The following is a 15,043-nucleotide window of genomic DNA, read 5'->3' as shown; positions in this document are numbered from 1 at the left end:
ACGACGCGTACGGCCCCGGTCCGTCGCGGGGAGGCGTCGGACCGGGGCCGTACGCGTCGTCGGTCAGGAGGTGGCGCACTCCATCGAGGACGGGTCCGAGGCGTCGCGGATCAGGGCGTCATGGGCCGCCTTGAGCCGTTTCACATCGGGCTTCATCACCTTGCGGTCGTAGGTGAGCAGTCCGTTCAGCTCGCCCTCCACATCGGTGATCTGGGTGTAGACCGCGCCGTTGCCGCCCCGGCAGGCGAGGGTGCGCACCTTGGCCAGCTCGGCGAGGTAGGCGTCGGTGTACGCGGCCTGGTCGACGCCCACGTAGGTGTGCTGGACCGGCCAGGCGTGGCCCGGTACGGCGAGGCCGAGGCCGCCGTACTCACCGGCGACCAGCGCCCGTCTGCCGTCGGGGGCGGGCAGTTGCGCGCTCGGATAGCCGTGAGCGTCGGCGATGTCGCCGTTGCCTCCGTCGACCGCGCCGCAGCAGTTGACACCGCTCATGTTGTTGATGAGCCGGGTCGGGTCCCACGCCTTGGCCTGGTCGGCGACGCGGGCCTGGTCGTACTGGCCCCAGCCTTCATTGAAGGTCACCCACATGATCACCGAGGGGCTGCTGCTGTGCTGGTCGATCATCTTCTTCATCTCGTGCTCGTACTGGGCACGGGACTCCGCGTTCGGGTTGATCGTGTTCATGGCGGGCATGTCCTGCCACACGAGGAGCCCGAGCCGGTCCGCCCAGTAGAACCACCGGTCGGGTTCGACCTTGATGTGTTTGCGCACGGAGTTGTAGCCGAGCCTCTTGTGCTCCTTGAGGTCGAAGGCGAGCGCCTCGTCGGTCGGCGCCGTGTGCAGGCCGTCCGGCCAGAAGCCCTGGTCGAGGGTGGCCATCAGGAAGGCCGGCTTGCCGTTGAGGAGGGTGCGCGGGGTGCCGTTCACCTTCTCGACGGCGACGGAGCGCATCCCGAAGTAGCTGCCGACGGTGTCCGACCCCGCCTTCACCTCCAGCCGGTACAGATGCGGATCGTCGGGCGACCACAGGTGCGGGTCGCGCACGGGCACGCTCAGCGCCTTCCCGCTGCGGCCGGAGACGGTGGCGACCTTGCGCTTGCCGTCGTAGGCGGTGGCCGTCACCGGCACGCCGTCGCGCAGCCCGCGCACCTCGACGGCGAGCCGTTGGCCCGGTACGTCGGGGGTGAGCCCCAGCGAGCCGATGTGGTCGGCCGCGACCGGCTCCATCCAGACGGTCTGCCAGATCCCGGAGGAGGGGGTGTACCAGATGCCGCTCGGGTCGAGGCGCTGCTTGCCGATGGGCGGGTTCTCGCCCTCCCTGGAGTCGGTGGGGTCGTAGACGCCGACGATCAGCTCCTGGGTGCGGCCGGGCTTCAGCGCGTCGGTGACATCCGCGGTGAACCGGTCGTAGCCGCCCTTGTGCTCGGTGACCTTCTTGCCGTTGACGTAGACCTCGGCCTGCCAGTCGACGGCGTCGAAGTTGAGGTTGAGCCGCTTGCCCTTGCCCACCTGCCAGTCGGCCGGGACGGTGAAGGTACGGCGGTACCACATCCGGTCCTCGTGCCGCTCGATGCCGGAGAGCTGCGACTCCACGGGGTACGGGACGAGGATCTTCTCGCCCAGCGTCCTGCCGACCGGCGGGCTCTCGCCCTTCTTCGCCGCGGCGAACTGCCACGACCCGTTGAGGTTCTGCCAGGCGTCGCGGGTGAGCTGGGGGCGCGGGTACTCGGGGTGGGCGTTCTTCGGGCCGACGTCCTTGGCCCAGGGGGTGGACAGCTCGTACTCCGAGTGGTTCGGGCCGCTGCTCCAGAACGCCTCGATCCGCTTGCCCTGCTGGGAGACGAGGCCGCTCGTGCCGTCGTAGCGGATGTCGGCGGTGCCGCCCTTGCCGACGACGGGCTCCTTCAGCGTGACCAGCAGCCGCCGGGCGTCCTTCGGGTCCCGTTTCAGGGTGCCCAGCGGCCATTCCGCGCCGCCGATGACGGCCCGCAGTCCGGCGACGGCCCCGGGGCGGGGCGCGGCGAGCTTCTGGGCGAAGTCGAGCCGCAGGGTGCGGCCGTCCGGCAGTACGGTGGCGGCGAGGGCGCCGTCGTACGCGAAGCCGTCCGGCAGCCGGAACGCCGACTGGGGCACGGGCTGCTTGGCGCCGCCCGGCTCGCTCCAGCGCAGATGGAGGTTGGCGCCGCCGTAGTGCTGGAAGTACTCCACCTTGATGTCGTAGGCGCGGCCGGCGGTGAGGTCGACGGGCGGGGCGGTCTGCTCCTTGTCCCAGTCGTCGACCCAGTGGTCGATGGTGAGCCGGCCGTCGACCCAGAGCCGGAATCCGTTGTCGCCGATCATCGAGAAGGTGTGCGCGCCGGTGCTGGCCGGCACGACCTTCCCGGTCCACCGGACACTGACATCGGTGGAGCGGCCGGTGGTGGCGGTCAGCCGGGGTTCCAGATTGCCGAAGTCGATGGTGGGGTCGAAGGCCGTGGCCTTGAGTTCGTGGAAGTCGAAGGCTCCGGGAGCCGACTGGGTGAAGTACTCGCCCTTGAGGCCGTGGGCCTCGACGGGCGGGTCCGTGGCCGAGGCCGCGGGGGCGGCGGTGAGTCCGGCGACGCCCAGAACGGCGGCGAGCAAGAGGGCCAGTTTTCTTCGGATGCGCACAAGTCCTCCTTGCGATGAGAGGGTGGCGGCTCGCTGCGTCAGTCTGTACAACGTTGGAAGGAACGGCAGTTGGCATGACAGCACGCCGTTCCGCTCACTGTCCAGGGTCATGACAAGCGCGATGTGCCGACCCCGGGCCCGCCGTACAACATCGCGCGCACATGGGCCAGCGGGCGGGCCCGCTGGTCCGCCCCGGAGGGGAAGTGTCGGTGTCCGTCAGCCTCAAGGACGTCGCGGAACGCGCGGGCGTCTCCATCAAGACCGTGTCGAACGTGGTCAACAACTACCCGCATGTCACACCCGCGATGCGCTCCCGCGTGCAGCGGGCCATCGACGAGCTGGGCTACCGGCCGAATCTGACGGCTCGCCATCTGCGCAAGGGGCGTACCGGAATCCTGGCGCTGGCAGTCCCCGAGCTGGGCAATCCGTACTTCGCCGAGCTGGCGGGCGCGGTGATCGACGCGGCGGCCGAGCACGACTACACCGTGCTGCTCGACCACACCGGGGGCCGGCGCGCGCAGGAGGTCCTCGTCAGCCAGGGGTTCCGGGCACAGGTCATCGACGGGCTGATCCTCAGCCCGATCGAGCTGGAGCGCGAGGATCTGCTCGCCCGTGACCACGACGCCCCGCTGGTGCTCCTCGGCGAGCGCGAGTACGACCTGCCCTACGACCACATCGCGATCGACAATGTCGCGGCGGCCAGGACGGCGGTGCGGCATCTGCTCGGGCTCGGCCGGTCACGGATCGTCTTCCTGGGGGCCCGCACGGACCGCGTCAACCAGCCCTCCCAGCTGCGACTGCGCGGCTGGCGGGCGGAGTTGACGGCGGCCGGGCTGACCGCGCCCGACTCGCTGGTCGCCGCGACGGGCGGCTGGGAGCACGCGGACGGCGCGAGCGCGATGGCGGCCGTACTGGACGCGGGCGAGCGGCCGGACGCGGTCTTCGCGTACAACGACCCGATCGCGATCGGCGCGATGCGGGTGCTCTCGGAGCGCGGGCTGCGGGTGCCGGAGGATGTCGCGGTGGTGGGGTTCGACGACATCAGCGAGGGCCGCTACGGCGCGGTGACCCTGACCACCATCTCGCCGGACAAACACACCATCGCGCGGCTCGCCGTGCGGTGCGTGGTGGAACGGCTGCGCGGCGAGCCGGGCCCGGCCGGGACGGACGGGATCACCGGTCCTGGCGGCGCGCGCGAACTGCGCGCGGACTTCCGGCTGGTGGAGCGGGAGAGCACGATCGGCGGCCGGGCGCGGACGGCCGGGTGACCCCGAAGTCCCCGCCGCCGCGGGGCTGTTATGACGCGTGGGGTTTACAGGCTCCGTACAACGATGTAAAAAACCCATCGAACGATCGCAGCAGGACCATGCCGACCAGCAGACCGTACGAGCCGGACCCCGGTGCGCCTTTCGCCCGGGGCCGCGCCGAGATGGGGTTCCGCCATGAAGTCTTCCGCCGTCCGCCGATCCACCACCACCGCCGTGCTCGCCACGAGCCTGGTCGCCGCCCTCGCGCTCACCGGGTGTGCCAAGTCCGAGTCGGACGAGGCCGGCGACGCCGCCACCGCGACCGGCAGCGCCGGGGGCCAGGTCGTCGCCACCCCCGGCGCGGGCAAGGCCGCCACCTGCACCGTCGATCAGTTCGGCGGCGAGAAGTCCGACCTGTCCGCCGCGACCGTGGGCTTCTCCCAGTCCGAGAAGGAGGCCAACCCCTTCCGGATCGCCGAGACCGCCTCCATCAAGGCCGAGGCGAAGCGCCGGGGCGTCACCCTCCTCACGGCCAACGCGCAGTCGCAGTTCTCCAAGCAGATCAGCGACGTCCAGGACCTGATCGCCAAGGGCGCGGACCTGCTGGTGATCGCGCCGCTCAACTCGGACGGCTGGGGTCCGGTGCTGCGCGCGGCCGCGGCGAAGAAGATCCCGATCGTCACCATCGACCGGAAGATCAACGCGACCCCCTGCAAGGACTACGTGAGCTTCATCGGCTCGGACTTCATCGAGCAGGGCAGCCGCGCGGCCGACCGGATGATCGAGGCGACCGGCGGGAAGGGCAAGGTCGCCATCCTGCTCGGCGCCGCCGGGAACAACGTCACCACGGAGCGGACCAAGGGGTTCAAGGACCGGATCGAGGAGAAGGCCCCGGACCTCCAGGTGGTCTTCGAGCAGACCGGCGAGTTCGCCCGGGAGAAGGGCCAGCAGGTCACCGAGCAGCTCATCCAGTCCAACCCGGACATCACCGGGATCTACGCCGAGAACGACGAGATGGGCCTCGGCGCCGTCAACGCCCTCAAGAGCGCGGGCAAGAAGCCGGGCGCCGTCAAGATCGTGACGGTCGACGGCACCCGCAACGCGGTGCGCTCCATCGTGGACGGCTGGATCTCCGGGGTCATCGAGTCCAACCCGCGGTTCGGACCGCTCGCCTTCGAGACGCTGGAGACCTTCACCAAGGGCGACAAGGTCGACCAGGACATCGTCATCCAGGACAGCGCCTACACCGGCGAGAACGCCGAGGCCGATCTGGACAAGGCTTTCTGACGTGCTGTCCGTCAGGGGGCTGACCAAGTCCTTCCCCGGCGCGCGGGCGCTCGACGGCGTCGACTTCGCCGTCGGGCCCGGCGAGGTCCACGCGCTGATCGGCGAGAACGGGGCGGGCAAGTCCACCCTGATCAAGCTGCTCACCGGGGTGTACCGGCCGGACGCGGGCGAGATCACCTTCCGCGGCGGGCCGGTCCGGTTCGCCACCCCGCTGGAGGCCCAGCACGCCGGGATCTCCACCATCTACCAGGAGGTCAACCTCGTCCCGCTGATGTCCGTGGCCCGCAACCTCTTCCTGGGGCGCGAGCCGCGCGGCAGGCTCGGACTGATCGACTTCGGCCGGATGCACCGGGAGGCCGCCGAGGCGCTGGCCGGGCTCGGTCTGCGGGTGGACGTACGGCGGCCGCTGCGCTCGCTGGGGGTCGGCGCCCAGCAGATGGTGGCGCTCGCGCGGGCCGTCTCGGTCGACGCGCGGGTGGTCATCATGGACGAGCCCACCTCCTCCCTCGAACCGCGCGAGGTCCGCACCCTGTTCGGGGTGATCCGGATGCTCAAGGAGCGCGGGATCGCGGTGGTCTACGTCAGCCACCGGCTCGACGAACTGTACGAGGTCTGCGACACCGTCACCGTGCTGCGGGACGGCAAGCGGGTGCACACCGGCCCGATCGCCGATCTCGACCGGCTGCGGCTGGTCTCCCTGATGCTGGGGCGCGAGATGAGCGAGGTGCGCGGCGAAGGGCTCACCAAGTTCTCCGGCGCGCACGAGGCGGCCGGTGAACCGGTCCTCGTGGCAACGGACTTGACGGTCCGTCACCAGCTGCGGTCGGTGTCGGTCACGGTCCGTCCCGGCGAGGTGGTGGGGCTGGGCGGGCTGCTCGGCTCGGGCCGCAGCGAGACCGCGCGGGCGATCGCCGGGGCGCTCCCCACCGACTCGGGCCGGGTGGTGGTGGCGGGCGCCCCGGTACGGACCGGCTCCACGCCCGCCGCGATCAGGGCGGGCATCAGCCTGCTGCCCGAGGACCGCAAGGCCGAGGGCATCGTGCCCGGCCTGTCGGTGCGCGAGAACATCGCCCTGGCCGCGCTCCCCGGGCTCTCCCGCTTCGGGCTGGTGGACGACGCCCGGATCGACCGGGTGGTGGACACCTTCATGAAGCGGCTGCGGATCAAGGCGTCCGGCCCGCACCAGCGGGTCGGCGAGCTGTCCGGGGGCAACCAGCAGAAGGTGCTGCTCGCCCGCTGGCTCGCCATGCGGCCGAAGGTACTGCTCCTGGACGAGCCCACCCGGGGCATCGACGTCGGCGCCAAGGCCGAGGTGCAGGGGCTGATCGACGAACTCGCCGACGAGGGGCTCGCGGTGGTGCTGATCTCCTCCGACATGGAGGAGCTGATCGAGGGCTCCGACCGGGTCGTGGTCCTCAAGGACGGTGCGGTGGTGGCGGAGTTGACCGGCGCCGAGGTGACCGGGGAGCGGCTGCTGCACGCGATCGCCGCACAGGGCGGCCCCGGCGGGGAAGGGGGCCCGGATGAGTGAGCTGACGGTGTCCAGGCGCCTGCCGCTGGACAAGGCACGGGTGCTGACGTTCCTTCAGGAGTACGGCGTGTACGCGGGCGTGGCCGTGCTGCTGCTCGCCAACATCGCGTTCACCCCGCACTTCCTGTCCGCCGAGAACTTCCGCACCCAGGCGGTTCAGGTCGCGCCGGTGCTGATCGTGGCGCTCGGGATGGCGCTGGCCATCGGCAGCGAGGGCGTCGATCTCTCCGTCGGCTCGGTGATGGCGCTCTCCACGTCCCTGCTCTCGCTCTATCTCGGCTACGGGCCGTGGATCGCGCTGCTCGTGGCCGCCGTCGGCGGGGCCGCCGTCGGGCTCGCCAACGGTTCGCTGATCGCCTTCATCGGGGTGCAGCCCATCGTGGCGACGCTCGCGCTGATGGTCGCGGGGCGCGGGATCGCGCTGGTGCTGCTGCCGCAGCTGAAGGACGTCCGTGACCCGGGGCTCGCCTCGCTCGGCTCCGGCGACCTGTTCGGACTCCCGTATCTGGTGCTGATCGCGGTCGCGCTGGCGCTGGCGGTCGGCTTCACCGTACGGCGCACGACCTTCGGCCGGCAGCTGCTGGCCATCGGCGACAGCAGGCCGGCCGCCCGGCTGGCGGGGCTGCCGGTGCGCCGGGTGCTGATCCTCGTCTACGTCTGCTCGGGCGTGCTCGCCGCGATCGCGGGCGTCCTGGCCACCGCCAGGCTCCAGGCGAGCGACCCGACCTCGCTCGGCACGCTGATGGAGCTGTCGGCGATCACCGCCGTGGTGGTCGGCGGCACGCCGCTGACGGGGGGCCGGATCCGGATCGGCGGCACGGTGGCGGGCGCCGTACTGATCCAGTTGCTGACCGCCACACTCATCAAGCACGATCTGCCGCCGTCCTGGACGCAGATCGCCCAGGCCGTGGTGATCGTGCTCGCGGTGTACGCGGCGCGGGAACGGGGGAAGCGGTGACCGCTGTGCGGACCACGACGAAGGAGAGCGGGCCCGCTCCGGCGCGCGCGGAGCCGCTCGGCGCGAGCCGGGGCGAGCGGCTGAGCGCGCTCGCCCAGCAGCACGGCGCGCTCGTCACGCTGGTGCTGGTGGCGCTCGCCGCCTCCGTCGGCTTCGACACCTTCGCGACCGGCGACAACCTGGCGAACATGGCGGTCTCCTCGGCGTTCCTCGCCGTGGTGGCCCTCGGTATGACCTTCGTGATCATCACCGGCGGGATCGATCTCTCGGTCGGGTCGCTGTTCGCGCTCGGCGGGGTCCTCGCGGCCTGGGGGTCGCGGTACGGAACGGCGGTCGCGCTGCTGCTCCCGCTCGCGGTCTGCGGGCTGATCGGCATGGTCAACGGCCTGCTCATCGCGCGGGCCAGGCTCGCGCCGTTCATCGTGACCCTCGCCGCGATGCTGCTGGCGCGCGGGGTGCTGCTGTCGGTCACCGACGAGGGCTCGACGACCTATCTGGTCGACGAGACGTCGTTCTTCGCGCGGCTGGGCCAGGACACCCTGCTCGGGATCGGCGTACCGGTGTGGATCACGGTGGCCCTCTTCGCGCTGGGCGCGCTGGCGCTGCGCCGCAGCCGCTTCGGGCAGTACGTGTACGCGGTGGGCGGCAACGAGGACGCGGCGGCCCTCATGGGCGCCCCGGTGGCCCGTACGAAGATCGCCGTGTACACGCTCTCCGGGCTCTGCGCCGGGCTCGCCGGAGCGCTCAACGCGGCCTGGCTGGTCTCCGGGGTGACCATTCTCGGCACCGGTATGGAGCTGGAGGCGATCTCCGCCGTGGTCATCGGCGGCACCCTGCTGAGCGGCGGCTTCGGGTTCATCAGCGGGTCGCTGGTGGGAGTCCTGCTGCTGAAGGTCATCCAGAACGTCATCAATCAGATCGGTTCGCTGGACTCCGCCTATCAACAGGTCGTCAGCGGCGCCTTCCTCGCCCTGGTGGTGATCGCGCAGACCTGGCTGGGCCGACGGCGCCGGATGCTCTGACCCCTCGGTCACCGTTCCGGCGTCGACCGGGGACGACAGCGTCCGCGGGTGGACATCGGCGATCCGGCGTACTCCTTGAGCAGTACGCCGGATTGCCACCTACAGGACGACGACGGACCGCCCCGGCCCGGGAGATCGTTGCGGCATGAGTGCTCTCGCCCTGTCCGTCCTGCTGTCCCTGGTCTCCGCGGTCGTCTACGCCTCCGGGGCGATTCTCCAGGAGCGGGTCGCAACAGCCACCCCGGACCGGCCGTACGCGCCCCTGCACCACGGGGTGTGGTGGGCGGCGGTGGCCATGAACGGGCTGGGGGCGCTGCTCCATGTCGCGGCGCTGGCGTACGGGCCGCTCACCGTGGTGCAGCCGCTCGGCGCGCTCACCATCGTCTTCGCGCTGCCGCTGGCCGCGCTGTTCGTGCGCAGGGGAGCGGGCCGCGCCGCGTGGCGGGGCGCTGCCCTCACCACGGTGGGACTGGCGGGACTGCTCGCGCTGACCGGCTCCGCCGACGGCCACGCGCTGGACGTGCTGGAACGGCTGGTGGTGGCCGCGGCCACCTTCGCCGGGGTGGGACTGCTCTTCGTGACGGCGCAGTTCGTGCACCGGGCAGCCGTACGGAGCCTGCTGCTGGCCGGGGCCGCGGGCGTCGCGTTCGGCATCGCCTCGGTCTTCACCAAGACCGCCGCCGTGGACTGGAACGTGTACGGCGTGGCCGGGCGGCTGTCCGGTGTGCTGGTCGTCGTCGTCCTCGCGACGCTCGGACTGCTGCTGTCGCAGGCGTCCTACCGGGGCGCGGGGCTGACCGCGCCCCTGGCGGCGGTCACCGTCGTCAACCCGGTGGTCGCGGCGGCCGTGGGCATCGCGCTCTTCGGCGAGGGGTTCAGGTACGGGCTGCTCGGGGCGGCGCTGGCGCTCGGCGCGGGCGCCCTGACGGTGGGCGGGCTGATCCTGCTCACCTCGGAGCCCGGCGGGCCGGAGCCTGCCGGGTACTCAGATGTGGACGCCGCCGGCCCGCAGATAGGCGAGGGGGTCGATGTCGCTCCCGTAGCCGGGCCCCGTGCGCATCTCGAAGTGGAGATGCGGTCCCGTGCTGTTGCCGGTGGTTCCTGACCTCGCGATGCGCTGCCCGGCGCCGACCGTCTGGCCCGCGCGCACGTTGAGGGCCGAAAGGTGCGCGTACTGGCTGAACTTGCCGTCCGCGTGCCGGATGACGACCTGGTAGCCGTACGCCCCCGCCCAGCCCGCCGAGACGACCGTGCCGGACCCGACGGCCTTGACTGAGGTGCCGGTGGGAACGGGGAAGTCGACGCCGGTGTGGTAGCCGCTGGCCCAGGATCCGGCCTGGCGGTACTGGGTGCCGGTGGAGGCGGCGACCGGCGCGGTGAGCGTACTGGTCTTCTTCGGCGTGGACTTGGTGGGGGTCTCGGCGCGGGCCGGTGCCTTGGCCTGCTTCTCGGTCCGCTCGGCGGCCTTCGGCTTCGGCGCGGCCTTGGGCTTCGCGACCGGCTCCGGCGCGGCCGTCGCCTTCGGCCGCTCGGCCGTCTTCGGCTTCGCCGACTGCTTGTGCCGGGTGGTGGCGCTGCCCTTCACCGGGGTCTGGACCCGCAGGACGAGCTTCTGGCCGGGGAAGATCAGGTCGGGGTCGGAGCCGATGACCCGGCGGTTCTCCTCGTACAGCCGCTGCCAGCCGCCCTGGACGGACTCGTCGACGGCGATCCCGGACAGGGAGTCGCCGCGCGCCACCGTGTAGCCCTCGCGCTTGGTCGGTACGGAGGTGGGCGAGGCGGCCTTCTTGGCGCTCGCCCCGGACGTCGTGGCCTTCGCCGCGCCCGCGCTCCGCCCGCCGCCGGTCTCGATCGGGCCGCTGCGCGCCCGGGTCTCGGCGCTGGGCGCGTTCCCGGTGGAGCGGGCCGAGCCGGTCGTGATGTCGGGCGTCGCGCCGCCGCGGGTCAGTCCGGCCCGGACCGAGCAGGTGGGCCAGGCCCCGGGGCCCTGCCCCTTGAGGACCCTCTCCGCGATCGCGATCTGCTGGTCCTTGGTGGCGAGGTCCGCGCGGGAGGCGAACCGGGCGCCGCCGTACGCCTCCCAGGTGGACTGGGTGAACTGCAGGCCGCCGAAATAGCCGTTGGCGGTGTTGATCTGCCAGTTGCCGGTCGACTCGCAGGCGGCCACCTTCTCCCAGGTGTCCACCGACGCGCTGTGCGCCGTGCCCGCCGCGATGAGCGGCAGTGCCATTCCCGCGCCGCCCGCCGTGACGGTCAGCGACGCGCGGTTGATGCGGCTCGGCTGGTATCGGCGGTGCCGACCGGTTGCGGCCATGGCTTGGCTCCCCCACTGGCTGTAGGACTCGTCGCGAGCGGCCAACGTAAGCGTTGGGTAAGGACCGTGACAAGCCCTCACCCCTTCACCCGCCGCACGCGGGCCGTCTTCTCGCCCCCTCACCCTCCCACCCGGGGGGCCGGTGTGTCCCCGGGAGCCGGAAATTGCCGCCATTGACAGGGGGGCGCCGTCCGGCAACCCTTTCGCGGGGAGAGCGCTCTCCCACTACGGCCGTACGTCGTACGCGGAGGGAGCAGCCATGGGGGCGGAACTGACCGGGGCCGAGATCGGCCGTCTGCTGGAGAAGCTGGACCTGCGGCAGAAGGTACGGCTGCTGACCGGCGCCGACACCTGGCGTACGTACGCGGAACCGGCCGTCGCGCTGCGCGCCGTCACCTTCTCCGACGGGCCGGCCGGGGTGCGCGGGACGGCCTGGGACGAACGCGACACCGCGCTCGTGCTGCCCTCCCCCACGGCGCTCGCGGCGGCCTGGGACGAGGAACTGGTGTGCGCGGCGGGCGGGTTGCTGGCGGCGGAGGCCCGGCGCAAGGGCGTCGACGTGCTGCTCGCGCCGACCCTCAATCTGCACCGCTCCCCGCTGGGCGGGCGGCACTTCGAGTGCTTCTCCGAGGACCCGCTGCTGACCGGGCGCACGGGCGCGGCCCTGATCCGCGGCATCCAGGCGGGCGGGGTCGCGGCGACCGCCAAGCACTTCGTCGCCAACGACGCGGAGACCGACCGGCTCACGGTCGACGTACGGGTGGACGAGCGGACGCTGCGCGAGGTCTACCTCGCCCCCTTCGAGGCGGCGGTCGGGGCCGGGGTGCGGGTGGTGATGTCCGCGTACAACCGGGTCAACGGCCACACCATGAGCGCGGGGCCGCTGCTGGAGCGGCCGTTGAAGGACGAGTGGGGCTTCGAGGGGCCGGTCGTCTCCGACTGGGGCGCGGTCCGCTCGCTGCTGGAGACCGCGCGGTCGGGGCAGGATCTGGCGATGCCGGGCCCGGCGAGTCCCTGGGCCGACGGGCTGTGCGCCGCCGTGGCGGCGGGGGCCCTGCCGGTGGAGGTGATCGACGAGAAGGTACGGCGGCTGCTGCGGCTGGCCGCGTGGACGGGCGCGTGGGGGGATCCGCCGCGGGACCCGTCCGGTACGGCGTCCCGGGCGCCGCACCGGACGGGCGGACCGGACGGGGCGCCGCCCGCGCGGGCGGGGCGGGGTGAGCGCGGGCTGCTGCGCCGGGCCGTCGCCGCCGGGGCGGTCCTGCTGCGCAACGAGGGCTCGCTGCTGCCGCTGGACCCGGCGCGGCTGCGGTCGGTCGCGGTGATCGGCCCGCACGCGAAGGACCCACGGATCCAGGGCGGCGGCAGCGCCGAGGTGTTCCCCGACGGCCTGGTCACGCCGTTGGAGGGCATCACGGCGGCGCTGGCCGGCACCGCCAGGACGGTGTACGCGCCCGGTCTGCCGCCGAGCGCCGTGCCCCGGCCGCTGACCCGGGCGGACAGCCGCGATCCGCGCGGCGGCGAACCGGGCGTGCTGGTACGGCTGCTGGACGCGGCCGGGGACGAACTGCACGCCGAGCACCGGCTGTCGGGCCGGATCGTGGAGCCCGCCGAGGTGCCGGGCGCGCACACGGTGGAGATCAGGGCGCTGTTCCGGCCCGACCGGGACGGCCCCTGGACGCTGGCGGTCGGCGGCTGGGGGCCGCTCTCGCTGGCCGTCGCGGGGCGGACGGTGCTCTGCGGCACCTTCCCCGTGGACTCCGACGATCCGGCCCGGGTCCATGTCGCCCCGCCGCTCCGGCTGGTCAGCACGCCGCTCACCGGGGGCCGGGAGGTGGAGTTGACCGTCCGGCGCGGGCTCGGCGGCGGCACCGGGGTCGCCACCGTGCTGGCCGCCGCCCCGCCGCCGGGCGACGCGGTGGCGGAGCGCGAGCGGGCGGTCGCGGCGGCCCGGGACGCGGAGGTCGCGGTGGTGGTCGTGGGAACGACCCCGGAGAGCGAGTCCGAGGGCCGCGACCGGCGCACGCTGGCGCTGCCGGAGGGTCAGGACGCGCTGGTGCGGGCGGTCATGGGGGCCAATGCGCGCACGGTGGTGGTGCTGAACGCGGGCGCTCCCGTCACCCTCCCCTGGCGCCACGAGGTCCGCGCGCTGCTGCTCGCGTGGTTCCCCGGGCAGGAGGGCGGGGCGGGGCTGGCCGATGTGCTGTTCGGCCGCGCGGAGCCGGGCGGCCGGCTGCCCACGACCTGGCCGGGCGCCGAGGGCGACGTACCCGTCCTGAGGACCCGGCCGGCGGACGGCGTCCTGCCGTACAGCGAGGGCCCGTTCATCGGCTACCGGGCCTGGCTGCGCGCGGGTGCGCGGCCCGCGTACTGGTTCGGCCACGGCCTCGGGTACACGACCTGGTCGTACGAGTCCCTGGAGGCACCGGCCGAGGTGGCCGGGGGCGAGCCGTTCGAGGTACGGGTGGTGCTGCGCAACACCGGCGCGCGCCGGGGGCGTGAGGTCGTCCAGCTCTATCTGGCCGGGCCGGAGCCGGACGGCGGCCCCCCGGTCCCCCGGCTCGTCGGACACGCGGCGGTGTCCTCGGACCCCGGGGAGCGGGCGGTCGCGGTGGTGCGGGTGGCGGGCAGGGCACCGGCCCGCTGGTCGACGCGGGAGCACCGCTGGGTGACCGGGCCGGGAGAGGTGACGCTGCTCTGCGGGAGATCGGCCGGTGACCTGCCGCTGCGCGCGGTGACCTCCGTGTCACCCGCGCTGTCGTCGGACCTGTCGTCCGTCCTGTCCCCGGCCGCACGGGATATGCCGGAAACACCTCCGGAGAGCGCTCTCCACTAATGCTATAAAGGGGAGCATGACGGAAGATCTGCGACCGGCGGGCGCACCCACCCTGGAGGATGTGGCGCGGGCCGCCGGTGTCTCCCGGGCCACGGTCTCGCGGGTCGTCAACGGGGTGCGCAATGTCGACCCGGTGATCCAGGAGTCGGTCCGGCGGGCCGTGGCCGCCACCGGGTACGCGCCCAACCGCGCGGCCCGTTCGCTGGTCACCCGCAGGACCGACGCCATCGCGCTGGTGGTCTCGGGCGCGGGGGACGACCAGGACCCGGCGCCCGGCGAACGGCCGGTGCCGGAGGCGGGCTCCGGCCGGGTCTCGGGCGCGGGTGGCGCGCGGAGTGCCGACGGCGCGCGGGGCGGGGACGGGAGCGACGCCTTCACCGCGGGGGTCTTCGCCGACCCGTTCTTCGGCCGGGTGGTGACGGGGGTGGTCAGCCATCTTCGGCCGCGCGGGATGTATCCGGTCCTGATGTTCGCCGAGACCTCGCGCGCCCGTGCGGAGGTCCTCGCGTATCTGCGCCAGGGCAGCGCCGACGGCGCGCTGGTGGTCTCGACGCACGCCGAGGATCCGCTGCCCGCCCTGATCACCGAGGCGGGGCTGCCCGCCGTGCTCTACGCGCGTCCCGCCCGGCCCGTCCGGATCAGCTATGTCGATCTCGCCCACCGCGACGGCGCGCGGCTGGCCGCCGGGCATCTGCTCGCGCGTGGCCGCCGCCGGGTCGCCACGATCACCGGACCGCTGGACGTACCCGCGGGACAGGAGCGGCTGGCGGGCTTCCGCGAGGCGATGGCGGCCGGGGGCCAGCCGTACATCCCCGTCGCCGAGGGCCGGTTCACCCAGGAGAGCGGGGAGGCGGCGATGGCCCGGCTGCTGGCCGAACACCCCGATCTGGACGCGGTGTTCGCGGCCAACGACCTGATGGCGGTGGGCGCCTGCCATGTGCTGCGGGAGCACGGGAGGCGGGTGCCCGAGGACGTCGCCGTGATCGGCTTCGACGACAGCAGCGCGGCCCTGTCCTGCCGGCCGCCGCTGACGACGGTGCGTCAGCCGGTGGAGGAGATGGCGGCGCAGATGGCCCGGCTGCTGCTGGAGCGGCTCGCCGGGGCCGACCGGGCGGTCACCTCGGTGATCTTCGAACCGTCGCTGGTGGTACGCGGCTCGGCCTGAACCGCGGCGCCCGCAGGGCCGGGTGGTGCGCGGG

The 15,043-nt window shown here is 73.0% G+C and carries 10 protein-coding genes; 8 read left to right on the top strand and 2 right to left on the bottom strand.

What is annotated here, in order from left to right; all coding sequences use genetic code 11:
• Positions 1 to 63: 63 nt before the first annotated feature.
• Positions 64 to 2,649 carry a PA14 domain-containing protein gene (locus DVH02_RS27230; protein WP_114626507.1) on the bottom strand — a complete coding sequence of 862 codons (2,586 nt, stop codon included), beginning with the start codon at positions 2,647 to 2,649 and terminating at the stop codon, positions 64 to 66.
• Between the two features lie 209 nt (positions 2,650 to 2,858).
• On the opposite strand from DVH02_RS27230, the gene DVH02_RS27225 reads away from it, so the two are divergent.
• From DVH02_RS27225 to DVH02_RS27200, 6 genes are all read left to right on the top strand, one after another.
• Positions 2,859 to 3,917 (top strand): LacI family DNA-binding transcriptional regulator, encoded by a 1,059-nt coding sequence (locus DVH02_RS27225; RefSeq protein ID WP_114626510.1) that lies wholly within the window; start codon positions 2,859 to 2,861, stop codon positions 3,915 to 3,917.
• 174 nt (positions 3,918 to 4,091) lie between these two features.
• Positions 4,092 to 5,183: an ABC transporter substrate-binding protein gene (locus DVH02_RS27220; RefSeq protein ID WP_114626506.1), complete on the top strand. Its 1,092-nt coding sequence runs from the start codon at positions 4,092 to 4,094 to the stop codon at positions 5,181 to 5,183.
• A 1-nt stretch (position 5,184) separates the two neighbouring features.
• On the top strand, positions 5,185 to 6,714 hold the full coding sequence (locus DVH02_RS27215; RefSeq protein WP_114626505.1) for a sugar ABC transporter ATP-binding protein: 1,530 nt from the start codon (positions 5,185 to 5,187) through the stop codon (positions 6,712 to 6,714).
• Positions 6,707 to 7,672 (top strand): ABC transporter permease, encoded by a 966-nt coding sequence (locus DVH02_RS27210; RefSeq protein WP_114626504.1) that lies wholly within the window; start codon positions 6,707 to 6,709, stop codon positions 7,670 to 7,672. Before DVH02_RS27215 ends, DVH02_RS27210 begins: the two co-directional genes overlap by 8 nt.
• Before the next feature lie 5 nt (positions 7,673 to 7,677).
• Positions 7,678 to 8,694 (top strand): ABC transporter permease, encoded by a 1,017-nt coding sequence (locus DVH02_RS27205; protein WP_114626509.1) that lies wholly within the window; start codon positions 7,678 to 7,680, stop codon positions 8,692 to 8,694.
• 145 nt (positions 8,695 to 8,839) lie between these two features.
• Positions 8,840 to 9,799 (top strand): DMT family transporter, encoded by a 960-nt coding sequence (locus DVH02_RS27200; RefSeq protein WP_147286138.1) that lies wholly within the window; start codon positions 8,840 to 8,842, stop codon positions 9,797 to 9,799.
• Here DVH02_RS27200 and DVH02_RS27195 read toward each other — a convergent pair.
• Positions 9,680 to 11,008: a transglycosylase family protein gene (locus DVH02_RS27195; protein WP_114626503.1), complete on the bottom strand. Its 1,329-nt coding sequence runs from the start codon at positions 11,006 to 11,008 to the stop codon at positions 9,680 to 9,682. The two genes, DVH02_RS27200 and DVH02_RS27195, sit on opposite strands and share 120 nt — an antisense overlap.
• A 259-nt stretch (positions 11,009 to 11,267) precedes the next feature.
• Between DVH02_RS27195 and DVH02_RS27190 the strand changes: the two genes are divergently transcribed.
• Positions 11,268 to 13,844 carry a glycoside hydrolase family 3 C-terminal domain-containing protein gene (locus DVH02_RS27190; protein ID WP_114626502.1) on the top strand — a complete coding sequence of 859 codons (2,577 nt, stop codon included), beginning with the start codon at positions 11,268 to 11,270 and terminating at the stop codon, positions 13,842 to 13,844.
• Positions 13,845 to 13,860: 16 nt separating this feature from the next.
• A complete protein-coding gene (locus tag DVH02_RS27185) occupies positions 13,861 to 15,009 on the top strand; it encodes a LacI family DNA-binding transcriptional regulator (protein WP_114626501.1) in 1,149 nt (382 codons plus the stop codon).
• The last annotated feature ends 34 nt before the right edge of the window (positions 15,010 to 15,043 follow it).

Origin of the sequence: Streptomyces corynorhini, from assembly GCF_003346515.1 — a bacterium.
Lineage (GTDB): Bacteria > Actinomycetota > Actinomycetes > Streptomycetales > Streptomycetaceae > Streptomyces > Streptomyces corynorhini.
The sequence above is the reverse complement of the archived record's forward strand: the minus strand, read 5'-3'. Positions and strand labels throughout refer to the sequence as shown.